Below are 23,200 nucleotides of genomic sequence, written 5' to 3' on the forward strand. Positions count from 1 at the left end.
AAATATAAGGAGAAAATGCCAAAACTGGCACGTCGGTTGCTGCGCGGAGAGCAGTTGAATGCTGGATCCGACCGATGTCCGCCAAGTCCGCGCCCGCCCCGAAACCGACCACCCTCGCGCCGGTCTCTCGCCGTGATGAGCTGTCCGACGAGGTGCTCTACGCCCGCCTGCGGGACGGGGACGATCTCTGCCTTCGGGTGCTGATGGATCGTCACAGCCGTATGGCCCAGGTCATCTGCCGCAACATTGTCGGCGACCCCGACGAAGCGATGGATGTGGTCCAGGAGGTCTTCTTCACCCTGTGGCGCAGGGGTGGCTGGACGGCAGAGGGGGCGAAGTTCTCGACCTGGCTGCACCGGGTGGTGATCAACCGCGCCATCGACCACCGCCGCCGCCGTCGCGACGCCCCGACCGAGGACACGGTGCTGGCCACCGTGATCGAGGCCCATGACGACTACGGCCCGGTCCCGGCGGACCGCGCCATCGAACAACGACAGGCGGGCGACCGCCTGAGAGCGGCCGTCGAACGGCTGCCGGACGCCCAAAGGCAGGCCATGCGCCTGCACTATTTCGAAGACGCCGATGTGCCCGAGATCATGGCGCGGATGGCCACCACCGAGAGCTCGGTGCGTTCACTGCTCAAAAGGGGCAGGATGGCGCTCCGGGACGATTTGCGGAATCAGAAGAAGCTCTGGACCCATGACCATGACCGAATGGCGCGACCATCTTGAAATCCTCGGCCCGGACCTGAGCGTCTGGCCGCCTCGCCTTGCCGAGGCCGGCATCGCCCTGATGAGCGTTTCAGACGAAGCCCGTGACATTTTCGCGGTCGCCAGCGGCGCGCCGGCGCCGGGTGCGGATGCGGCGGATCGAACAGTTCTCCGCTGACTGATCAACCGTCACCAATCCGCGTCTGGAGCTTCATGCGCCGGTCGCCGCGCTGTCGCCTGACGGGCACGGAGCGCCGTTAACTCCTGCAAAGCTGTGCAGGGGATCTGAAAATGGCGCGTCACGACACACTGAAGAACGGCCTTCTGGGCGCGACCGCCCTGGTGGCGACCCTCGGCGGAGCCTCGATGGCTCAGGCCCAGGATGCGGCCCCGAATTCTGGCCAGACGGAACAGTCCAGCCAGGTCGAGGACGTCGTCGTCACCGCCCAGCTGCGCGCCCAGGACCCGATTGAGGTTCCCTTCGCCCTGACCGCCTACACCGGAAGCTTCCTCGAGAAGCTGGGCGTCCAGGACTTCGAGGAGCTGTCGGCCTACGTCCCCGGCTTCCTGGTCCAGAACCAGTCGCCCAACAACGCCGGCTTCGTGATGCGCGGCATCACCTCCGACTCGGGTGAAGCCACCGTCGAGCCCCGCGTTTCGGTGTTCCAGGACGGCGTCTCCATCTCCAAGTCGCGCGGCTCCTATGTCGAACTGTTCGATATCCAGCGCGTCGAGGTGGCCAAGGGCCCGCAGTCGACCCTCTATGGCCGCGGCGCCCTGATCGGCGCGGTCAACATCATCCAGAACAAGCCCCTGGTCGGCGAATATGACGCCGCCGCCCGCGCCAGCGTCGGCAACCTCGACTACCGCATGGCCGAGCTGATGCTGAACGTCCCGGTCGGCGAGACCGGCGCGATCCGCTTCTCCACCCGGATGAAGACCCGCGACGGCTATGTCGAGAACCTGCTGGGCGGCGACAACTACAACAGCGTCGACACCCGCGCCTTCCGTCTGTCGGGCGCCTTCGAGCCGTCGGACCGCTTCCGCGTCGACATCATCGGCAACTACCAGACCGACAATCCGGCCGGCACCTCCTTCAAGTCGATCGCCTATAATCCGCAGGATCCGAACACCGGCGCGGTCCTGGGCGTGCGCGACGCCAATGAGGGCGCGGCCCTGACCCCGGGCGGCAATTTCGACGGCGGCAAGACGCTCGGCCTCGACCGCGAGGTCTGGGGCGTGACGGGCATCGTCAAGGCCGGCCTGACCGACAGCCTGACCCTGACCTCGACCACCGCCTACCGCGAGTTCGACAGCTATGAGACCTTCGACGCCGACGGGATCTCCCTGCCGCTGCTGACCGCCGCCGAGGATGCGCAAGGCAAGCAGTGGAGCCAGGAGTTCCGCCTGAACTACGACAACGGCGGCCGCCTCTCGGGCTTCGCCGGCGTGGGCTATTTCAAGGAAGACGGTTCGCAGCGCGCCGTCACCGAGTTCAACGAGCGCATCGCCCTGGCCCAGCTGTCCGGCCTGCTGGACGGAACACCGGCTGCGGCCCTGCCCAACACCCTGCCGCTGGCGGCCTACAGCTCCTCGGCCCTGATCAACCCGATCCTGGCGGGCCTCGGCATCCCGGCGCCTTTCATCCCCGGCATCGCCGCCAACCTGAAGTCCAGCCACATCGAGGAGGCGACCAACTCCAGCGAGCTGGAATCCGTCGATCTGTTCGCCGACGCCACCTACAAGATCACCGACCGCCTCGAGGTCTCGGCGGGCGTGCGCTACACCCATGACGACAAGACCACGGGCTTCGCCTCCCAGGTCGACAACGGCCGCTCGATCGTCGGCTCGCTGCTGGCCATCAGCGCCATTCCGCCGGCAGGGCAACTGGGCTTCCTGACCGCCCTGGCCACGCCGGGCGCGGCCACCGCCCCGGTCACCGCCGCCTTCCCCCTGTTCGGCCTGACCTTCCAGCCGACGGCGGGCAACGGCTCGACGGCGACGCAGGGGCTGACGGACGACGGCTTCACCTGGCGCGCCACCGCCCGCTACGCCCTGTCAGACGACGCCAGCGTCTATGCCAACTACGCCCGTGGCCGTCGCCCGACCGTGCTGGCCGCCAGCGCCCCGAGCGCGCCCTTCGGCGCCCCGCGCTTCACCGAGGTCGCCTCCGAACAGGTCGACAGCTATGAGGTCGGCTACAAGGCCGCCCTGATGGACCGCCGCCTGCGCGTCGATGCTGCCGCCTATCTGTACAACTACGAAAACTTCCAGACGACGGTGCAGCAGGGCACCCTGTTCGTCACCACCAACGCCGGCAAGGCCGAGAGCTACGGCTTCGAAGGCCAGCTGAGCTGGGCCATGACCGAGCAGGTCGAGGTCTTCGGCACCTACGGCTACAACCATTCGCGCTTCAAGGCGGGTATCTACGACGGCAACAAGTTCCGCCTGTCGCCCGACAACCGCGCCTCGGTCGGCCTGATCTGGACCCTGCCGGTCGCCGGCGGTTCGCTCGAAGTCCAGCCGACCTACACCTGGCAGTCGGAGATGTTCTTCGACGACAACAACGACCGCACCGACCTGCAGACCCGCAACTTCGTCGCCGACACCGTCGTGGACGAGGTCCAGAAGGCCTACGGCCTGCTGAACCTGCGCGTCCGCTACGCCCCGACGGGCGAGAACTGGGGCGTCGAGGTCTTCGGCGACAACCTGACCGACGAGAAGTTCATCAAGGACGCGGGCAACACCGGCGACGGCCTCGGCATGCCGACCTTCATCGCCGGCGAGCCCCGCACCTACGGCCTGACCGTCAGCCTGCGTTACTGAGAGTAGAGCGTCATGAAGATCGATCGCCGCGGCCTCCTGAAATCCATCGGCGCGGCGGGCGCCGCATCCGCTGTCGCCACGACGGCGGATGCGGGGACGGTGTCCTTCCGGCACGGCGTCGCCTCCGGCGATCCGTCGACGATGGCGGCGATCTTCTGGACGCGGGTCACCCCGGCCGACACCGCCAGCGGTCCGATCCCGGTGGTGCTGGAGGTCGCGTCCGACGCGGCCTTCGCCCACATGGTCCGGCGTTCGACGGGCCTCTCGGCCGAGCCCGCGCGCGACTTCACAGTCAAGCACGACCTGGACGGTCAGGGACTGAAGCCTGGGACCGAATACTTCTACCGCTTCATCGCCGCGGGCGTGACCTCGCCGGTCGGCCGGGTGAAGACCCTGCCGGAAGGCCCCACGGCGGACGCGGCCCTGGCCGTCGTCTCGTGCCAGCTCTACCCGGGCGGCCTGTTCAACGCCTATGACGCCATCGCGAAGCTGGATCGCCTCGACGCCGTCGTGCACCTCGGCGACTACATCTACGAATACGGCGCCGAGGCCGACGACTACGGCATGACCGTCGGCGCGGCCCTGAACCGCATTCCGGAGCCGCCGCACGAGATCGTCACCCTGGCCGACTATCGCCAGCGTCACGCCCAGTACAAGACCGACCCCGACCTCCAGGCCGCCCACGCCCGCGCCGCCTTCATCTGCGTCTGGGACGACCACGAGGTCGCCAACGACACCTGGAACACGGGCGCCGAGAACCACCAGCCCGCGACCGAAGGCGACTTCAATGCGAGGAAGGCCGCCGCGCTGAAGGCCTATTTCGAATGGATGCCGATCCGCGAGCCGGTCCCGGGCAAGATGGCCGAGGCCATCCAGCGGACCTTCCACTTCGGCGATCTGGCCAGCCTGATGATGGTCGAGACCCGGCTGCAGGGGCGTCAGCAGCAACTGACCTATGCCGCCGACATCACGATGAAGTCGGGCCCGGACGGCAAGCCGGTCCCCGACGCCGCCGCCTTCGAAGCCAAACGCAACGCTCCCGAGCGTGACCTTCTGGGCGACGCCCAACGCGACTGGCTGGGCCGCGAGCTGGCCGCTTCGAAAGCCGCCGGCCGTCCCTGGCAGGTGCTGGGCAATCAGGTCGTCATGGCGCGTGTCGCCGGTCCGAACATCGCCGCCATGGCCACGCCGGAGCAGATTTCGGGGATGCTCGGCGGACTGCCGCCTTCGATCCGCGCCCAGGTCGAGGGCTCGATCGCCCTGTTCGCCCAGGGCCTGCCGTTCAACCTCGACAGCTGGGACGGCTATCCGGCCGGCCGCGAGCGCCTGTACCAGACCTTCAAGGCGGCGGGCGTCCAGCCCATCGTCCTGGCCGGCGACAGCCATTCCTTCTGGGTCAATGATCTGGCCGACAAGGCGGGCGAACGGGTCGCGGTCGAGTTCGGGACCAGCTCCATCTCCAGCCCGTCGCCGCAGGACGCCATCGGGAACTTCCCGCTCGGCATGGCTCTGGACCTCGCCAACACCGAGGTCCTGTTCTGCGACCAGAGCTCCAAGGGCTACATCCTCCTGACCCTGACCCCGACCGAGGCCCGCGCCGATCTGGTCGGGATGTCGACCATTGTCGCCAAACCGTATGAGGCGAAGACTGTCACACGCTGGAGCGTGGCGAAGACTGATGCTGGTCTGGGGCCAACGGTGCGGGTTCCGATGGCGTGAATGCGCGTATAGGTAGTGTATCCTTCATCCTTCGAGGGGTAGGGTAGGGCTCCGCCGAGGAGTCGCCCGTGCAGCCGTCCCGCCTTCCTGAGCTCTCCCGTCCCGACCCTGACCGGTCGATCCGCGTCATGGTCGTCGACGATTCCGCCGTGGTGCGCGGCCTGATCGCGCGGGCGCTGGAGGCCGATGCGGCGGTCTCCGTGGTCGCGCGGGCCGAGAACGGGCAGGCAGCCCTGGCCCAGCTGGAGCACGTCGAGGTCGACGTCATCGTGCTGGATCTGGAGATGCCGGTGATGGACGGGATGACCGCCCTGCCGCTGATCCTGTCGCGTCGGCCGGGGGTGCGGATCATCGTCGCCTCGACCCTGACGTTGTGCAATGCAAGGTTGTGTCTGGATACGCTTCAGGCGGGCGCGTCCGACTATGTCTCCAAGCCCGAGGGCGGAGGTCTGGTCCACGCCGAGGAGTTCCATCGCCAGCTGCTGGCCAAGGTCCGGGCCCTCGGCGGCGCGCCCGAGCCGGCGGGCGGCGCACCGCCCGCACGCCCGTCGCCGCGCCCCGTCCCGCCGCCGTCAGCAGCGACCGTCCGGCCCGAGGTTATCGCCATCGGCGGTTCGACCGGGGCGCCGCCCGCCCTGGTTCAGGTCTTCGAGTCCCTGCGCGGGGTGAGCCTGCCGATCCTCCTGACCCAGCATATGCCGCCCATGTTCACCGCCCTTCTGGCCGAGCAGCTGGCGCGCGCCGGGGATCGGCCGTGCCGCGAGGCCGTGGACGGCGAATCGGTCGTTCAGGGCCGCGCCTATGTGGCCCCCGGCGGCTGGCACATGACCGTCGAGCGGTCGCAGGGCGGCCCGATGATCCGGCTGAATCAGGAGCCGCCCGAGCATTTCTGCCGCCCCGCGGTCGATCCCCTGATGCGCAGCGTGGCGCGGACCTACGGCGCCTCGGCCCGGGCGGTGATCCTGACGGGGATGGGATCGGACGGGGCTTCCGGCTGCGCCGCCGTCGCCGAGGCCGGCGGGCGGTTCGTGGTCCAGGACGAGGCGACCAGCGTTGTCTGGGGCATGCCGGGCGCCGCCGCCCGCACGGGCCGGGCCGAGGCGGTCCTGCCCCTGTCCCGCATCGGCGAGTGGCTGAAGCGGGCCGCCGCATGACCGGGGCGATCAGCGACATCGAGGCCTTCCGCCGTCTGGTGCTGGAACGCTCGGGCCTCAGCCTCGGAGCCGACAAGGACTATCTGCTGCAGAGCCGGCTGACGCCCGTGATGCGCGAGGAGGGGCTGGCGACGCTGGAGGCCCTGTTCGCCCGTCTGCGCCTCGACCCGCGAGGGCGGCTGGCCCAGCGCGCCGTGGACGCCATGGCCACGCACGAGAGCTACTTCTTCCGCGACGCCACCCCCTTCGACCAGTTGCGCGACGTCCTGTTGCCGGCGCTGGTCGCGCGACGGGCCGGGGCGAAGCGCCTGCGGATCTGGAGCGCGGCCTGTTCCAGCGGTCAGGAGCCCTATTCGCTCGCCATGCTGCTGCTGGAAGAGCGTCGGCTGATGCCGGGCTGGACCGTCGAGATCCTCGCCACCGACATGTCCCAGCCGATCCTCGATCGCGCCCGGCGCGGGCTCTACAGCGATTTCGAAACCTCGCGCGGCCTGTCGGAGGCCCGCCGCTCGCGCTGGCTGAAACGCGACGGCGGCGACTGGTCGATCGCGCCCGAGGTTCGGGCCCTGGTCGAGTTCCGTCCGCACAATCTGATGGACGGGGTCGTCGGCATGGGCCGGTTCGACCTGATCTTCTGCCGCAACGTCCTGATCTATTTCGAGCAGCTGCAGAAGCGCTGGGCGCTCGCCCGCCTCTCGGAGGCGCTGGAGCCCGACGGCGCCCTGATCCTCGGCAGCGCCGAGACCGTGGTCGGTCTGGACAGCGCCTTCGAACCCATGCCCGGCCTGCGCGGCGCCTTCCAGCCTCGCGCTCGCGAGGACCGTCTCAGCGCCTAGGCTCGGCGCACAGAAGAGGGGCGCGGCCGTCTCCCGCCGCGCCCCTCGGGAGCCTTCTGAAAGATCGGGTCAGGCGGCGGCCAGCTTGTCCATCTCCAGCGTCAGGGCCTCGGCCTGCTGGGCCAGTTCGCCGGACGCCTTGAGCAGGTCGGCAGAGGCGTCGCTGGTCTGGACGGCGGCGGCGTTGACCCCGGCGATGCTGGACGACACCTGCCGCGTGCCCTCCGCCACCTGGGTGACGTTGGCGGCGATCTCGCGCGTCGCGGCCGACTGTTCCTCGACCGCTCCGGCGATGGCCGAGGCGATGTCGGCGACCTTCCTGATGGTGTCGGTGATGCCGCCGATGGCCCCGACCGAGGTCTGGGTCGCCGACTGCATGGCCGAGACCTGGGACGAGATTTCGTGCGTCGCCCGCGCGGTCTGGTCCGACAGGCTTTTCACCTCCGAGGCCACGACAGCGAAGCCCTTGCCGGCCTCGCCCGCTCGCGCCGCCTCGATGGTGGCGTTCAGCGCCAGCAGCTTGGTCTGGCCGGCGATGTCGTTGATCAGGGTGACCACATTGCCGATCTTCTGCGCCGCCTGGGCCAGGCTGCGGATCGAGTCCGAGGCCTTGTCCGCCTCGGTCACCGCGTGCTGGGAAATGCTGGAGCTCTCGGCCACCTGACGGGCGATCTCGCCGATGGAGGCCGTCAGCTCCTCACCCGCAGACGATACGGTCTGGACGTTGACCGAGGTGATCTCGGCGGCGGAGGCGACCATTCCGGCCTGACGTGTCGTCTCCTCGGCGGTCACCGCCATCCCCTCGGCGGTGGCGCGCATCTGGGAGGCGGCGGAGGCGACGATGCCCGAGATCTGGGTCACCCGCTCGGCGACCCGCTTCTGGGCGGTGATGTCGGTGGCGTATTTCACGACCTTGAACGGGCGGCCGTTGCTGTCGAGGATCGGGTTGTAGCTGGCCTGGATCCAGATCTCGCGCCCGTCCTTGCCGAGGCGTCGATACTGGCCGGCGTCGTATTCGCCGCGCCCCAGCTTCTCCCAGAACCGGCGGTACTCGGCGCTGGCGGCGTATTCGGGATCGACGAACAGGCTGTGGTGGCGCCCGACGATGTCCTCCAGCCGATAGCCGACGGCACCGGTGAAGTTCTCGTTGGCCGACTGGATCGTCCCGTCGACCGAGAATTCGATCACCGCCTGGGCCTTGTTGATGGCCGCGATCTGGCCTTCGAAGTTGGCGGATTCCAGCTTCTGGGCGGTAATGTCGGTGGCGTACTTCACCACCTTGAAGGGCCGTCCGGCGGCGTCGAGGATGGGGTTGTAGCTGGCCTGGATCCAGACCTCCTTGCCGTTGCGGCCGAGGCGGCGGTACTGGCCCGCATCGAACTCGCCCCGGCCCAGCCGCTCCCAGAAGGCGCGATAGCCGGCCCCTTGGGCCTCCGTTGGATCGACGAACAGGCTGTGGTGGCGGCCGACGATGTCCTCCAGCCGGTAGTCGACGGTGGCCAGGAAGTTGGCGTTGGCGTCCACGATGGTCCCGTCCATGCCGAACTCGATGATCGCCTGAACCTTGTCGAGCGCGGCCAGCATGCCGGCGTGTTTGCGGTCCTCGCTGATGTCGGCCAGCTCGACCAGCTCGCCCAGCGGCCGGCCGACCTCGTCGCGCACCGCGGTGACCCGGACCGAGAAGGGGGCGGCGCCGACGGCGATCTCACCGGTGCGGACGTCGGGCGCGGCGCCGATGCGGGCGGGATCGAAGCTGACGCCCGCCAGACCCATCCGCCCGCCTTCGGGGCTCAGGGGATCGAGGCCGGGGAAGGCCTGCGACAGGGCGGTGGCATGGGCCTGCATCAGGCGCCGCGCCGCGCCGTTGACGCGCAGCACCTCGCCCATCGGGTCGAGCAGGATCAGGGCCGAGGCGGCGCCGTCCAGCGCGGCGGCGGCGAAGGCGGGATCCAGCATGACGGGTTCGGGGTCTTCGGAAGCATGAGCGAGGGCGGGCATGGGCGTGTTCCTCCGGTGAAGGGTCAGGCTGCGAGAGGGGCGGTGAGGGCGGCCCCGGAAAGAGCGGGAAGGGCGAGCACGGCCGCGATGTCGAGGACCAGCATCAGGTCGTCGTCGAGGCGGTAGAGGCCGGCGCACAGGGCGCGCCATTCGCTGGCCAGGGTGATGGGCTGGGGCTCCTGGGCGGCGAGGTCGAGCCACAGGACGTCGCCGACATCATCGACCTGCAGGGCGTAGAGCTCGCCCGCGCTCTCGACGATGACGCACATATGCGGCTGGTCGGCCTCGCGCGGCGTCATGCCGAGGCGGCGGCGCATGTCGATGGCGGTGACGATCCGGCCGCGCAGATTCAGCGAGCCCGCCACCTCGGCCGGGGCGCGGGGCACGCGGTCGATGCGCACGGGGGCGATGACGTCCTGCACGCTCAGCACCGGGGCGCCGAAGGTCTGGTCGCCGACGCGCACCGAGACCAGCCCCTGAACCCCGTCTGTCGTCGGCCGGCTCATCAGGCGGCTCCGCGCAGCAGATTGTCGTCGAGGTCGGTCAGCAGCTGTTCGCGATCGAGATCGGCTTCCAGACTGTCCAGCCGGTCGCGCGCTTCCATCCGATAGGCGCCCAGGCCCAGCAGGGGCGTCGCGTGCCAGGCCGAGGCCTGTCCCAGGGTGTGCGCCAGCTGGCGGGCGCCGGGTGCGCCGGGGGTGGTGTCGGCCAGGATCAGGTCATAGACCGCGCCGCCGTCATGCAGGGTCAGGGCGTCCCGGGCGCTCGCCGCCACCTCGACGCCGTATCCCGCCTGGGCCAGCAGGGGGCCGAGCAGCAGACGGGTGAAGGGGCTCTGATCCACGACCAGAATGCGCCGGTCGCCGGTCTTCAAAGCAGGGGGAGGGGCAGGGGAGGGGGCGTCGGAAGCCACCCCCGCGCCGCGTCCGTAGAAGTCGAGGTCGATCAGCTCCGTGGCCTGACCTGCGACGATCAGACTGCCCGCCGCGCTCGCGCCCGCACCGCCGAGCTGGGCCGAGGCCGGGCCCTCGACGATGTCGACGATCTCCTCTGCCAGAACCCCGAAGCCGGTCGCGCCCCGGGCGAAAACCAGCAGCGGCCGACGACGCCCTTCTTCAGCTTCGACTTCGATCCGGACCGGTTTGCCGTCACAGCCGACGACCGGCATCAGGGCGCCGCGATACTGGATCACCGACCGGCAGTCGACGTGTTCGATGCTGGCGCAGTCCAGGTCCTCGATGCGGGCTACACTGTCCAGCGGGGCGGCCTTCAGCGCCGCCTCCGGGGTCTTGAAGACCAGCAGGGTCCGGGTCTCGCCGGACGCCTCCGTCCCGGCCTCGGCCGCATCCTCGGCGCCGTTGACCAGATGGCCGGCGCCCGCCTCCAGCGACATCCCCTTGAAGTCCAGGATCATGATCACCGAGCCGTCGCCCATGATCGTGGCTCCGGAATAGATCTTCAGATGGCGCAGCACCGAGGCCACCGGCTTGACCACGATCTCCTCGGTGTCGAACACCCGGTCGACGATGACGCCGAAGGTGAAGGCGCCGATCCGGGCCACCACGATACAGGCGTCGGCGCGCGGGTCCTCCCGCTCCTCCAGCCCCAGCAGGGCCTGCAGCGACACCAAAGGCAGCAGCCGGTCGCGCAGCCTCAGGACCCAGGCGCCGTTGATCTCCTCGATGCGACGGGACGGCGGGGCCGCCTCGCCATCCGTCGCCTCGGTCTCATCCGACAGCGGACCGGCGCCGGTGCTGACGAGCTCGATGATGCTCGATTGGGGCATGGCGAAGCGCTCGCCGCTGGCCTCGACGATCAGGGCCGAGACGATGCTCAGCGTCAGGGGGATGCGGATCGTGAACCGGGTGCCCTGACCCTCGACCGAGGCCAGTTCGATGGCCCCACCGATCTTCTCGATATTGGTCCGCACCACATCCATGCCGACGCCCCGGCCCGAGACGGCGGTGACCTGATCGGCGGTGGAGAATCCGGGGGCGAAGATCAGCTGGCGCGCCTCGGCGTCGGTCATGGCCGCCGCCTGGGCCGGGGTGATCAGACCGGCCGACAGAGCCTTGGCGCGGATGGCCTCGGCGGGCAGGCCGCGCCCGTCGTCGGACATTTCGACCAGAATGGCGCCGCCCTCGTGCCGGGCCTGCAGCAGGATGCGGCCCGCAGCCGGCTTGCCGGCGGCCCGGCGGCGTTCGGGCGTTTCGATGCCGTGGTCCGCCGCATTGCGGATCATATGGGTCAGGGGGTCCTTGATCAGTTCCAGCACCTGCCGGTCCAGCTCGGTCTCCTGACCCTGCATGACCAGTTCGATCGACTTGCCGAGGTCGGCGGCAAGGTCCCGCACCAGCCGCGGCAGCTTGGCCCAGGCGCCCGAGATCGGCTGCATCCGGGTGGTCATCACCCCTTCCTGAAGCTCGCTGGTCACCTGATTGAGCCGGTTCAGCGGCCCGGCGAAGGCGCTCTCGGGATCGGTCCTCAGGGTCTGGATCAGCTGGTTGCGGATCAGCACCAGCTCGCTGACCACGGTCATCAGGTTTTCGAGCACCTCGACATTGACCCGGATCGACTGGCTGTCGGCGGACGGGGCGGTGGTCGAGGGCGGTGTTTCGGCCTGCGGACTTGTTGCAGGGGCAGGGGTGGTCGGCGTCAGCACCCGGTCCACAGCCTCGGCCTCGGCCTCCAGCGCCAGCAGGGCCTTGCGTATGGCGGCGACGGCGCGCCCGGCGGCCTCACCGTTCAGCCCGGGCAGGGCGGTGGACAGGGCCGTGGAGAAGTCGCCCGCCCCGCCCCGCGCGATCCTGCAAAGCGCATCCCTCAGGGCGGATTGCACCCGGTCGGCGTCCAGCGCCTTGGCGACGGCCTGCACCTCGGCGTCGGCCGTCAGGGCGAACAGGGCCGCCTCACAGGCCGCGTCCAGCGTCGCCTCTCCACCCAACCGTTCCAGCAGCGGCCGCGCGTCCGTCTTCGCCTCGGGCGCGGCTTTGGCCCCTTCCCCCGCGAAGATGGCGTCCAGCGCCGCGATCAGCCGGCCGTCGTCCCCCGACGGCTCCTCGCCATGCACGGAAAGGTGGTCCACGATCTCGCGGATGACGTCCAGAACGTCGAGGATGGCCGAGACCGCGCCGGGCGTGACCGCCAAGGTCCCGTCGCGAAACCCGCCCAGCACATTCTCGGCCGCATGGGCGACACCCTGCAGCCGCGACAGACCCAGAAAGCCGCTGGTGCCCTTCAATGTATGGGCGAGGCGGAAGATTTCGCCCAGCAGGGCGGGGTCGTCCGGCGCCTGTTCCAGCCGGACCATCTTCGAATCGAGCGCTTCCAGCCCCTCGAGAGCCTCAGCCACGAAATCCCTGACGACCTCGTCCAACGGATCACCCTGTCGCAAGCCCGGACAGCCGGGCGAAGCAACCATGGCGCGAACAGGGTTAACCGGAAGTTACAACCAGAAAGAGCATCCAATTTGGCATTAACGCAACCTTAGAGTGTATCGCTCACTTTCGATACAGGCCGGGAGGGGCCGGGAGAGGGAGCAACGGCCATGGCGGTCGACAAGACGATGAATGTTCTGGTGGTCGATGACTACCGCACCATGATCCGGATCGTCAGGGGGCTGCTGAACCAGCTCGGCTTCCACAATGTGGACGACGCGGCCGACGGCGACACCGCCTTCCAGATGATCAAGTCCAAACCGTATGGCCTGGTCCTGTCGGACTGGAACATGCAGCCGACGACCGGTCTGGAACTGCTCCAGCGGGTGCGCGCCGACGACGAGGTGAAGGCGGTCCCCTTCGTCATGGTCACCGCCGAGGCCAAGACCGAGAACGTGGTCGCCGCCCGTCAGGCCGGGGTGAACAACTATGTCATCAAGCCCTTCACCCTGGCCGTGCTCAAACAGAAGCTGACCTCCGTCCTGGGCGAAATCTGACCGTGACCCGGTCCGATTTCCTCGCCGAGATCGCCGCCGTCCGGTCAACGCTGGAGGGCGCCGCCCAGACCCTGCTGGCCCTGTCGGAACAGGGACTGGATCTGGTCCAGGCCGAGCCCGTCGACGCCGGGGCGGTGGAGACCCTGTTTCTGGAGATCCTTCAGGCCTGCGCCTTTCAGGATCTGGCCGACCAGAGACTGGAGCGGCTGGCGGCCTCGGCGACCGGCCGGGTGGAGTCCCGGGCCGCCGCCCATCTGCTGAACGGTCCCGCGGCGGACGGGCTGGACCAGACGGCGGCCGACCGCCTGATGCAGGCCGGGTGAGGCGGCCATGCCCCTGTCCGGAACCCGCCTCGGCCTCCGTGACATCGAGCCTTTGGTCGTGGACGACAATCCGCAGTCGACGGAGCTGCTCGGCGCCATCCTGATGGGCTTCGGCATCAGCCGTCCGACCAAATGCCACAGCGTCGAGGCCGCCCGCGAGGCCCTGCTGACCCGCCGCTTCGACCTGATCATGGTCAACTGCGAGATGGCCGAGGAGGACGGCTTCGCCCTGGTCCGCGACCTGCGGGCGGATCGGGAGGGGCCCAACGCCTGCACCCCCGTCCTGATGCTCAGCGCCTCGACGCCGGAGTCCAAGGTGGTCCGGGCGCGGGACTGCGGCGCAAACTTCACCATCGCCAAGCCGGTCTCGCCGATGATCCTGCTGGAGCGGATGCTGTGGATCGCCCAGAGCCGAAGGGCCTTCATCGACACGCCCCGCTACCACGGCCCGGATCGCCGCTTCCGCACCGAACCCCTGGCGCCGGGGATCAGCGAGCGCCGCGCCGAGGACCTCAGGATCATTGCCGTCCCCGAACGCGCCCTGTCGCAGGAAGAGATCGACGGGCTGTTCACATGACGGGCTCCAGCTTCACACCGCCCAACGAATTGGCCCGCATCCTGACGGCGGCGGATAGCGCGACGATCGAGACCTTGGCCCATGACGCCGAGGCCAGGGTCCAGGCCATCGCTCCGGCCATCGCCATCCGGCTGGGTCCCCAACTCTCCGACCTGCTCGTCCTCTGCCGCCGCCCCGACGGGCAGATCCAGGCCGACGCGCGCGCCATCCGCCGTCTGGCCCTGTCGATCGCCGAGACGGCCGCGGTCGCCCGTCGCAACGACCTGGTGCCTCTGGTCATCGACCTGTGCGACCTGCTGGACGGCTGGATCGATTGCGGCTGCTGGCGCTCTGGCGCGGTGACGGTCCAGGCCGAGGGTCTGGGCGTGCTCTTCTTCGACCGGTCGCTGGCGCCCGCCGATCAGGCGCGGCTCTCGGCCGGGCTGGCCGCCATGACCTCCGCCGTGACCCGCGCGACCCGCCGCGTCGCCTAGCTTTCGGAGCCCGGCAGGATCAAGGGGGCGAGGCCCGCGAAGGCCGGCGTCTCCTTGGCCCGGCGCGCCTGGATCGCCGTCAGGATGTCCGACGGGTTCCACAGCGAGCCCTGCATGACCGCCACCCACTCCAGCCCCTCGGCGACGGTGTGATCGCGCGCATAGCCGATCGCGGCCTTCGATCCCGTGACGGCCAACGGCGCCTTGCCCGCGATGGTCTTCGCCATCTCCAGCGCCGCCGCGACCACGGCCCCGGCGTCGGGCAGCACCGCATTGACGAAGCCCAGCCGCTCGGCGCGGTCGGCGGTCAGGCTGGTCCCCAGATAGGCCAGTTCGCGCACCACCCCCTCGGGCAGGATCTTGGGCAGGCGCTGCAGGCTGCCGACGTCGGCCATCATGCCGATATTGATCTCCTCGATCCGGAACAGGGCGTCGGCCGAGGCCAGCCTCAGGTCGCAGGCCGAGACCATGTCCAGCCCGGCCCCGACGCAGGCGCCGTGCACCGCCGCGATCACCGGGAAACGCGCCTTCTCCAGCGCGGTCAGGGCGTCCTGAAGATCGCGCACCGCCTGATGGAAGGCCTGCCGCTGGGCCGACGTCTCGGCCGGCAGGATGGCCCCGCTGGAGAAGACGGAGATGTCCATCCCGGCGCAGAAGTTGCGGCCCTCGCCGGAGATGACCAGGGCATGGATCTCGCCGGTCCGGTCCAGCGCCGCGACGGCGGGACCGAAGCCGCGCCAGAAGCTCATGTCGAGCGCGTTCGACGCCTCGGGCCGGGTCAGGCGCAGATGGGCGACGGCGCCCTCACGGGTGATCTCGAAGGCGGCCATGGCGGTTCTCTCCAGCGACGTCTCTGCCGGACGCCCGGATCTTTCCTTCCACCGCCGACAGCCCCTCGCAAGGGTCACCTAAGGTCAGGCGGCGCTGAGTTTTTCGTGAGGGGCGGAGGTCCCCGCCAGTGCGACCTGCACCTCGCGCAGCCGCTCCGACAGTTCCGCCGCCTTGCGCTCCAGCGTCTGGCGCAACCGCACCGCCCGGTCGGTGTCGGACGGGGCCTGATCGATGACCGCCCGGATCTCGACCACGGAGACGTCCAACCGCCGCAGCAGCACGATCATCGCCGCCATCTCGCACTGATGGCCGGTGAACAGCCGCGCCCGGTTGGCGGTGCGGAACGGCCGCAGCAGGCCGATTTCCTCGTAGTACCTCAGGGCCCTGAGGCTGGTCCCGGTCATCTCCGCGAGGCGGGCGATGCCGACGACGGCGAGCGAGGGATTGGCCCAGTTGGAATGGCTCATCGTCGTCGGCTCCGGGGAGAGGGGTCAGGCGGGCGTTTCGGCCTCGGCCTTGCGCGGGGCGTTGGCCATGGCGAGCCAGTAGCCGCCCAGCGAGATGAAGCCGGTCACGACGCCCAGCCAGGTCAGGGAGATGCCCATTCCCGTCGGCCCCTCGAACAGGGAGGCCATGCCCACGACGATGGCGCCGGTGATCGGGCCGCCGACGACGGTGGCGACGATCTTGAGCGCGGCGATGCTGGTGGCCCGTTCCTCATTGGGCAGCAGGACGGCGATGGCGGCGGTGTTGACCAGGTTGACGACCGCCCCCCCGGTCAGCAGGGCGAACAGCACCCAGGCGAAGCCGGAGACCGTCGGCATGATCGGATAGGCGCTGGCCGGGATGCTGATCGCCGTGGCGACGACGGCGGGCAGCAGGATGCCGCCGCGCATCTTCAGCTTCTGGGCCCAGTCGGCGGTGAAGCCGCCCAGCACCGAGCCGACGATGCCCGAGCCGAGGATCACCAGCCCTACCCAGCCGCCGAACTGGCCGGGCGACTGATGGTACTGGCGTACCAGCACCGACCCCATCCACAGGGCCGCCGCGCCCTCGGCCAGGGCACCTGAGAAGTTGCCGACCAACAGCGGCCCGAGGAACATCTTGCGCTTCCAGAAGGCGCGCAGGGTCGGGATGAGGGCGACGCTCTGCTGCTCGACCTCATAGCGTTTCGGCTCGCGGATGAGGAACAGCGGCAGGGTCAGGATGGCGGCGCCGATGCCGACCAGCAGATGGGTCTCACGCCAGGGCGCCATGCCGGCGATGAAGGCGCTCGGGTGGGCTTCCAGATAACCGAACAGGGTGCCGCCGATGGCGAAGGCCGCCGCCGCGCCGCCCCAGGCGCCGATCGAGAGCAGCAGCATTGAGCGGCCGCGCTTCTCGGGCATGCAGACGTCGGCCAGAAGGGAGACGACGACCGGGAAGGCCGTGCCGCCGCCGATGCCGGCGACGAGGCGCGCGGCGAACAGGCCGTAGAAGTCGGTGACGAAGGCGGTGCCGATGGTGCCGATGGCCCACAGGGAGGCGAGGAAGACCAGCATCCGGTTGCGCGTCCTGTGATCCACCCACCAGGCGATGGGCAGGGCCAGAAGGGCGGTGGGGATGGCCGTCGCCGTGCCCACGATCATGGCCAGCTGGACGTCGGTCATCTTGAGATCGAGCTTGGCCGCCTCCTGCAGCGGCGCCAGCAGGCCGCCGACGGTCAGGGCCGTGAACAGCGTCAGGGTCAGCAGCCAGACGACGCCCCATTTGGTCTTGCGGAACTCGGCGGGCGGCGAGGTGGGGACCTCGGCGTCGTCGGCGGTGACGGTGGTCATTGTCGTTTCCTCGAAAGCGGACCTTGAGGCCCGTCTGTTGTTCGCGAAGTTCAGAGATCCGGCCGGGTCAGGGCCGCATAGGTGAAGGTGCGGGCTTTCGCCCGGAACTCGCCGGAGATCGGGTCGGCGAAGCGCTGGATCAGGCCGACGAAGATCAGATCGTTCTCGGGATCGATCCAGAACCAGGTCCCGCCCATCCCGCCCCAGGCCAGGGTGCCGCGCCCCTCGACAGAGCCCAGCCGGCGCGGATCCTTCATGACCGAGAAGCCCAGGCCGAAGCCGAAGGCCGGGTTGAAAGGCAGCAGTCGCAGGGGATGAGAGGTAGCGAGCACCGCGTCCGGAATGACATTCGTCGACATCAGTTCGACCGTGACGGGCGCCAGGATGCGCACCCCGTCCAGCTCGCCCCTGTTCAGGATCATCTGGGCGAAGCGGGCGTAGTCGCTGATCGTCGAGACCAGTCCGCCGCCTCCGTCCTCGAAGGGCGGCGGGGCGATGAAGGGGTTGATCGGCGCGTTCAGGACCTCGGTGACTTCCTTCAGCCCGCCCTGGGCGTCGTCCTGATAGAAGGTCACGAGGCGATGGGCCTTGTCGGGCCCGGTCTGGAAGCCGGTGTCGACCATGCCCAGCGGGCCGAAGATCCGGTCCTGCAGGAAGTCGCCGAACGTCTGGCCCGAGATCCGGCTGACGATGACGCCGAGAATGCCCGAGGCGATGGAGTAGAACCACTCGCCGCCCGGCTGGAACATCAGGGGCTGGGCCGCGACCTTGTCGACGAAGGCCTGGGCGCCGTCCGGACGCGCGATCCCCTCGGCGAAATAGGCCTTCTCCAGCGGGTGGTAGTCGGGGAACAGGCCGTAGGCGAAGCCGGCGGTGTGGCTCATCACCTCGCGCAGGGTCGGCGGGCGTTTGGCGTCCTCGATGATCATCCCGCCGTCCGGGCCGACGCCGGCGCAGACCTTGAGGGCCGAGAACTCGGGAATGAAGTTCGTCACCGGATCGTCGAGGACCCAGTGGCCCTCCTCGAACAGGATCATCATGGCCGTCGCCGCGATCGGCTTGGTCATCGAATAGATGCGGAAGATGGCGTCGGGGCTCAGGGGCGTCTCGCCGCCCAGCACGGCCGATCCGTGCGTCCTGAACGCCGCGACCTTGCCGTGCCGCAGGATCAGGGTCGAGACGCCGGCGACGCGCCCCGCCTCGACCATCCCGGCCATATAGTCGTCCAGGCGACCCAGTCGGGCGCTGTCGAAGCCCAGGTCCTCGGGACGGGCCGCGACGGGGAAGCCTGCGACGTCAGCCATGGGGTGTTCCTGCTTTTCGCTCGGCGGCGCGGGATTCGCAGATGGCCATGAATCCGCCGGCCATGAATTTCGCCATCCGCGCCTTGATGGCCTCGAAGTCGTCGGACTGGCACAGGCCGCCCGACAGGTGATCGATCCGGCCGGTGCGCGCCAGGCTCAGGGTCAGGGCGCCGGTGACGAAGTGATAGCCCCAGAAGATGTCTTCCTCGGCCGCGTCCGGCATCGCCTTCTTGAGCAGGTCGATGAGCTGCAGCACGACGGGGTCGAAGTTTTCCCACATCACCGCCGCGCCCCAGGCCGGGGTGTTGTTCAGCTGGCCGCCCAGCGCGCCGTAGTTCCGCCAGCCCTCGCCGCCCTCGATGTAGAGGTCCAGGTCGGTGTCCAGAAAGGCGCGCAGCGCACCCTCGACCGTGGGATGATCGCCGGTCTCCTCGGCATAGCGGGTCATCGCCTCGACCCGGCGGCCGATGGTGATCGGCGCCTTGCGACGCACGACCTGCAGGAACAGGTCCTGTTTGTCTTCGAAGTAGTAGTGCATCAGCGAGGTGTGGACCCCGACCTTCTGGGCCACGTCCTTCAACGTCACGCCGTACAGGCCGTGTTTGGAGAACAGCTCCTCGGCCGCGTCCAGCATCTGCTCCAGGCTCTCGGCGCGTTGCTCGGCCTTGGACCGGCCCTTGGGACGGGCGGCGGTCTTCGCAGCGGTCGTCTTCGCCTTGGCGGCGGCGGGCTTGGCGGCTTTCGGGGCGGCTTTGGCGGTCGTCATGGCGCGGGTCTCGAGCTCGGGCGGCGGCGCCCGATTCGCGAGCGGCCTGTAAGGATCGATGGTCATCCTAGAGCCTGCCCGTAGTCCGCGCGAAGCCGCGTCTTGTCGATCTTGCCGGTGGCGGCCAGGGGCATGGCCTCGACCTGCACCACCCGGTCCGGAATCCACCAGTCGGCGACCTTGCCCTTCAGCGATTTCAGCAGGGCGCCGTCCTCGACCGCATGGCCCTGACGCGGCTCGACCACCAGCAGGGGCCGCTCGCCCCATTTGTCGTCGACGCGGGCGATGACGGCGACCATGCCGACCGACGGATCGGCGCCGATGATCTGCTCGATATCGACCGGATTGATCCACTCGCCGCCCGACTTGATCAGGTCCTTCGACCGGCCCGCCAGCGTCAGGGCGCCTGAGTCATCGATGATGGCCAGGTCGCCGGTGTCGAACCAGCCGTCGGCGTCCAGCGCCGGGGCGGGGGCCTTGAAGTACTGACGCGCCACGCTCGGTCCCTTGACCTTCAGATGGCCGACCACGCCGCGCTGCTCGGGCAGGGCCACGCCGTCGGCGTCGGTCAGCAGCATGTCCAGCCCCATGGCCGGACGGCCCGAGGCCAGGGCGACCTCGTCGGGCGGCGACAGTGTGCCCATGGGCGACAGCTCGGTCATGCCCCAGCTGGTCTGGACGCGGACGCCGAGGCGGGATTCCATGCGCCGGATGAGGCTCTCGGGCGCGCCGGCGCCGCCGAGGATGATGCGCTCCAGCGTCGGGACCTGTAGGTCGTTGGCCTCGACATGGTCCAGCAGGCCGATCCAGACGGTCGGCACACCCGCCGTGACCGTGACGCCCTCGCTGCGGATCAGCTCCGCCAGACTGGCGCCGTCCATCAGCCGGCCGGGCAGGACCAGGGTCGATCCGACCGAGGGCGCCGAGAAGGGGAAGCCCCAGGCATTGGCGTGGAACATCGGCACAGTGATCAGGGCCACGTCCGCCCGCGACAGGGCCAGACAGTCCGACTGCAACGAGCGGATGGTGTTCAGATAGTTGGAGCGGTGCGTATAGAGCACCCCCTTGGGCGCCCCCGTCGTGCCCGAGGTGAAGCAGAGGCCGGCCGGCGTCTGTTCGTCGAACCCGCCCCAGGCCGGGCGATCGTTCGAGCCCTCGATCATCGCCTCGATATCGAGGTCGCCGCCCTCCAGCGGATCGCCGTCGAGGATGATCAGCTTCTCAAGGCTGGGGCAGCGCGCCATCAGGGCGCGTCCGATTTCGCCCAGACCCGAGCCGACGGCCAGGACCCTGTCCTCGGCCTGATCGATCATCGAAGCCAGATGGTCGGCGGTCAGGCGGGGGTTCAGGGTGTGGCAGACCATGCCGACCCCCATGGTCCCGTACCACATCTCGAGATGGTGGCGGGTGTTCCAGGCCAGCGTCCCGACCCGGTCCCCGGGCCGCAGGCCGAGGCCCAGAAGGGCGCCCGACAGCCTGCGGCTCCGGTCCAGGGTTTCGGCGTAGGTCTTTCGCGTGACCCCGCCCGGATCGGCCGAGACCACCTCGACCGACCCGTGCCATTTGGCGGCGTGGACCAGGAACTTGTCCACGGTCAGCGCATACTCCTGCATCGACCCCACGCCGCCGTACTCCACTAGAAGTTCTTCGTCAGACGGAGGCCGTACTGACGGGGCGGAGCCGCATAGCGCTGGCCCGCCTTGACCGAGGCCACGTATTCGAGGTCGGTCAGGTTGGTGGAGTAGGCCTGCAGGGTCCAGTCGTGGCCGCTGTCGTAAGTCAGCTGGGCGTTGACGATGTCCCGCTCCTTCAGATGGTCGCCGAGGGCTTCGTTGGCGAAGATGGTCGTCCAGGTGTCGGAGATGTGGCTGTAGTCCACGCGCGGTGTGAGCGTGCCATTGCCCAGGGCGAAGTCGTACTGCACGCCCAGGCTGAAGGTCAGTTCGGGCGAATAGCTCTGGGCGTGGCCTTCCAGATTGAGGCAGTTGCCGCTGGCCGGGCCGGTGTTCGGATCGCACAGGCCGGTGCGGGGCAGACGGGTGTCGGCGGCGAAGAACCGGCCGAGCTCAGAGTGCGACAGCGACAGTCCGGTATCGAACGCCAGGGCGCCGAACCGTCCTTGGGCCGAGGCTTCAAGACCGTAGATCTTGGTATCGCCGGCGACGTTGAAGATCGAGACGATCGCGGTCGAGGTCGGCTCGCCGACGATGACCTGGAAGTTCTTGTAGATGTTATAATAGGCGCCCAGCTGGGTCCGGACGTGGCCGCCGAACAGCGTCGACTTCCAGCCCGCCTCGAAGTCCGTCACGTCTTCGCCGTCGAAGGGCTTGGGCGGGATAAAGGCGAGGTTCGGACCGTTCAGGCCACCCGTCTTATGGCCCTGGGCCACGAAGGCGTAGAGGAAGTTGTCATCGTTCATCGTCCAGTTCAGGGCGACCTTTCCGGTGACGGCGTCTTCCTCGTAGCGGTCGTTCTGGACCAGACCCAGGCCCAGCAGCGGGGCGCGGAAGCTGGCGTCGTTGACCACGGTCGACTTGGTGTAGCGGGCGCCGACCTGCAGCTCGAGGCTGTCGGTGATGTCGTAGCTGATCTGGCCGAAGCCGGCCGCCGTCGTCTTCGGGTTCCGGCCTTCCAGCAGGGTGTCGTAGAGGATTGGCAGGGTCGCCGAGACATAGGTCGTCGTGACGAACTGCCCGGGCGGGAAGGTAATCAGGTCGTCCTGGTAGTAGGCGCCCAGAACCCAGCGCAGCGGGCCGGTGTCGGGCGAGATCAGGTTGAACTCCTGCGACAGCAGGCGCTGGTCGACCTTGTCGTAGAATGTGAAGGGCAGGGTGGCCGTACCGTCGGAGTCGGCGCGAACCATGGTCGTGCCGTACTGGGCGCCCGTGATCGACTTCAGGGTGATACCGTTGGCGAACTCATAGCTGATGTTCAGCACCGTGCGGGAGCTGGTGTCCCGCGCCGCGTAGGGTCCGTTCGTCGAGATGGTGTGCAGCGGCAGGGTCGAGTTGTAGGGGCTGGTCGGATAGCCGCCCATGTCATGGTCGGTGTAGTCGGACTTGAGCAGGACCTTGAGCTGGTCGTTCGGCTGCCACAGCAGGCTGCCGCGGATGCTCTTGGTGTCCAGCGCGCCGGGATTGGCGCGGGTGGGCGTGCCCAGAACGTCGAAGAAGCTCTCGCGGGTTTCCCTGTTGACCGCGATACGGGCCGCGAGGGTGTCGCCCAGCGGGATGTTCACCGCGCCCTGGATGCGCATGTCGTTGTAGTTGCCGTACTGGCCGGTGACATAGCCGCCGAAACCGTTGAAGTCCGGGTTCTTCTCGGTGATGAACAGGGCGCCGCCGGTGGCGTTCTGGCCGGCGAAGGTGCCTTGCGGACCGCGCAGCAGCTCAAGGCTCTGCATGTCGAAGAAGGGCTCGTTCTGGAAGTAGGCGGGGAAGACCGCCACGCCGTCTCGATAGGTGATGACGCCGACGCCGATCGAGGAGCTGTTCTCGGTCTTGCCGATGCCGCGGATGTTGAAGCTGTTGCCCTGGCCGGAGTTCTGCACCGTCACCGAAGGCATGGAGAACTGCAGGGTCTCGATGTTGGAGACGCCCTTGTTCTGCAGCTCCTCGCCGCTGAGCACGGCAGCCGCGACGGCGGTGGTCTGCAGGTTGGTGGTGCGGCGTTCGGCGGTGACCACCACGTCGCCCAGGGTCGTCGCCTGGTCTTCAGGGGCGGTCGGTTGGGCCTGTTGGGCGTGAGCAGCGCCGCACCACAGCAGCGCGGCGACGGACGTCGATATCCAGAGCTTCCCGGTCATGGGGCTAGCCTCCCTCGTTTGCGTTTCCTCGGCGATCTGCGTCGCCATGGCCCGGAACGTCACACCGAAATTCGGTTTCGTCAACGCTCATTCAATCGCGAGTGAAGATTTGACGTTTGCTGCATTG

The 23,200-nt window shown here is 68.8% G+C and carries 20 protein-coding genes; 10 read left to right on the forward strand and 10 right to left on the reverse strand.

Annotated elements, in window-relative coordinates; genetic code table 11:
* Positions 1-74 precede the first annotated feature (74 nt).
* From ACW172_RS13110 to ACW172_RS13135, 6 genes are all read left to right on the forward strand, one after another.
* On the forward strand, positions 75-731 hold the full coding sequence (locus tag ACW172_RS13110; protein ID WP_492031884.1) for an RNA polymerase sigma factor: 657 nt from the start codon (positions 75-77) through the stop codon (positions 729-731).
* Positions 700-888, forward strand: a complete 189-nt coding sequence (locus ACW172_RS13115; RefSeq protein WP_492031885.1) for a hypothetical protein — start codon at positions 700-702, stop codon at positions 886-888. The genes ACW172_RS13110 and ACW172_RS13115 overlap by 32 nt, the downstream gene beginning before the upstream one ends.
* Before the next feature lie 113 nt (positions 889-1,001).
* Positions 1,002-3,536, forward strand: coding sequence for a TonB-dependent receptor (locus ACW172_RS13120; protein WP_492031886.1), 2,535 nt, complete (start codon positions 1,002-1,004; stop codon positions 3,534-3,536).
* A gap of 12 nt (positions 3,537-3,548) precedes the next feature.
* Positions 3,549-5,255 carry an alkaline phosphatase D family protein gene (locus ACW172_RS13125; protein ID WP_492031887.1) on the forward strand — a complete coding sequence of 569 codons (1,707 nt, stop codon included), beginning with the start codon at positions 3,549-3,551 and terminating at the stop codon, positions 5,253-5,255.
* Between the two features lie 68 nt (positions 5,256-5,323).
* Positions 5,324-6,409, forward strand: coding sequence for a protein-glutamate methylesterase/protein-glutamine glutaminase (locus ACW172_RS13130; RefSeq protein WP_492031888.1), 1,086 nt, complete (start codon positions 5,324-5,326; stop codon positions 6,407-6,409).
* Positions 6,406-7,245 (forward strand): CheR family methyltransferase, encoded by an 840-nt coding sequence (locus tag ACW172_RS13135; RefSeq protein ID WP_492031889.1) that lies wholly within the window; start codon positions 6,406-6,408, stop codon positions 7,243-7,245. The genes ACW172_RS13130 and ACW172_RS13135 overlap by 4 nt, the downstream gene beginning before the upstream one ends.
* Before the next feature lie 69 nt (positions 7,246-7,314).
* On the opposite strand, the gene ACW172_RS13140 is transcribed toward ACW172_RS13135, so the two are convergent.
* From ACW172_RS13140 to ACW172_RS13150, 3 genes are read right to left on the reverse strand one after another with little or no spacing between them, the layout of a single operon-like run.
* The gene (locus tag ACW172_RS13140) at positions 7,315-9,243 is read right to left on the reverse strand and encodes a methyl-accepting chemotaxis protein (protein WP_492031890.1); all 1,929 of its coding nucleotides are present in this window, start codon (positions 9,241-9,243) and stop codon (positions 7,315-7,317) included.
* Between the two features lie 23 nt (positions 9,244-9,266).
* Positions 9,267-9,749, reverse strand: coding sequence for a chemotaxis protein CheW (locus ACW172_RS13145; protein WP_492031891.1), 483 nt, complete (start codon positions 9,747-9,749; stop codon positions 9,267-9,269).
* Entirely contained in the window at positions 9,749-12,595 is a 2,847-nt protein-coding gene (locus ACW172_RS13150) for a hybrid sensor histidine kinase/response regulator (RefSeq protein WP_492031892.1), read from the reverse strand. The genes ACW172_RS13145 and ACW172_RS13150 overlap by 1 nt, the downstream gene beginning before the upstream one ends.
* Positions 12,596-12,790: 195 nt before the next feature.
* Between ACW172_RS13150 and ACW172_RS13155 the strand changes: the two genes are divergently transcribed.
* Genes ACW172_RS13155 through ACW172_RS13170 form a run of 4 tightly spaced genes read left to right on the forward strand, consistent with a single transcriptional unit; the run spans position 12,791 to position 14,550 of the window.
* Positions 12,791-13,177: a response regulator gene (locus ACW172_RS13155; protein ID WP_492031893.1), complete on the forward strand. Its 387-nt coding sequence runs from the start codon at positions 12,791-12,793 to the stop codon at positions 13,175-13,177.
* 2 nt (positions 13,178-13,179) lie between these two features.
* Positions 13,180-13,500 carry a hypothetical protein gene (locus ACW172_RS13160; protein ID WP_492031894.1) on the forward strand — a complete coding sequence of 107 codons (321 nt, stop codon included), beginning with the start codon at positions 13,180-13,182 and terminating at the stop codon, positions 13,498-13,500.
* A 7-nt stretch (positions 13,501-13,507) separates the two neighbouring features.
* Positions 13,508-14,077 (forward strand): response regulator, encoded by a 570-nt coding sequence (locus ACW172_RS13165; protein ID WP_492031895.1) that lies wholly within the window; start codon positions 13,508-13,510, stop codon positions 14,075-14,077.
* The gene (locus ACW172_RS13170) at positions 14,074-14,550 is read left to right on the forward strand and encodes a hypothetical protein (protein WP_492031896.1); all 477 of its coding nucleotides are present in this window, start codon (positions 14,074-14,076) and stop codon (positions 14,548-14,550) included. The genes ACW172_RS13165 and ACW172_RS13170 overlap by 4 nt, the downstream gene beginning before the upstream one ends.
* Here the strand turns inward: ACW172_RS13170 and ACW172_RS13175 are convergent.
* From ACW172_RS13175 to ACW172_RS13205, 7 genes are all read right to left on the reverse strand, one after another.
* Entirely contained in the window at positions 14,547-15,380 is an 834-nt protein-coding gene (locus ACW172_RS13175; RefSeq protein ID WP_492031897.1) for an enoyl-CoA hydratase-related protein, read from the reverse strand. The two genes, ACW172_RS13170 and ACW172_RS13175, sit on opposite strands and share 4 nt — an antisense overlap.
* An 84-nt stretch (positions 15,381-15,464) precedes the next feature.
* Positions 15,465-15,848, reverse strand: coding sequence for a MerR family transcriptional regulator (locus ACW172_RS13180; protein ID WP_492031898.1), 384 nt, complete (start codon positions 15,846-15,848; stop codon positions 15,465-15,467).
* Positions 15,849-15,872: 24 nt separating this feature from the next.
* Positions 15,873-17,198, reverse strand: a complete 1,326-nt coding sequence (locus ACW172_RS13185) for an MFS transporter (protein ID WP_492031899.1) — start codon at positions 17,196-17,198, stop codon at positions 15,873-15,875.
* 50 nt (positions 17,199-17,248) lie between these two features.
* Entirely contained in the window at positions 17,249-18,502 is a 1,254-nt protein-coding gene (locus tag ACW172_RS13190; RefSeq protein ID WP_492031900.1) for a serine hydrolase domain-containing protein, read from the reverse strand.
* Positions 18,495-19,268, reverse strand: coding sequence for a TetR/AcrR family transcriptional regulator (locus tag ACW172_RS13195; protein WP_492031901.1), 774 nt, complete (start codon positions 19,266-19,268; stop codon positions 18,495-18,497). Before ACW172_RS13195 ends, ACW172_RS13190 begins: the two co-directional genes overlap by 8 nt.
* 62 nt (positions 19,269-19,330) lie before the next feature.
* Positions 19,331-20,881 (reverse strand): AMP-binding protein, encoded by a 1,551-nt coding sequence (locus tag ACW172_RS13200; RefSeq protein ID WP_492034978.1) that lies wholly within the window; start codon positions 20,879-20,881, stop codon positions 19,331-19,333.
* 23 nt (positions 20,882-20,904) lie between these two features.
* Positions 20,905-23,073: a TonB-dependent receptor gene (locus ACW172_RS13205; protein ID WP_492031902.1), complete on the reverse strand. Its 2,169-nt coding sequence runs from the start codon at positions 23,071-23,073 to the stop codon at positions 20,905-20,907.
* Positions 23,074-23,200 lie beyond the last annotated feature (127 nt).

Source organism: Brevundimonas sp. ALps5 (assembly GCF_058681645.1).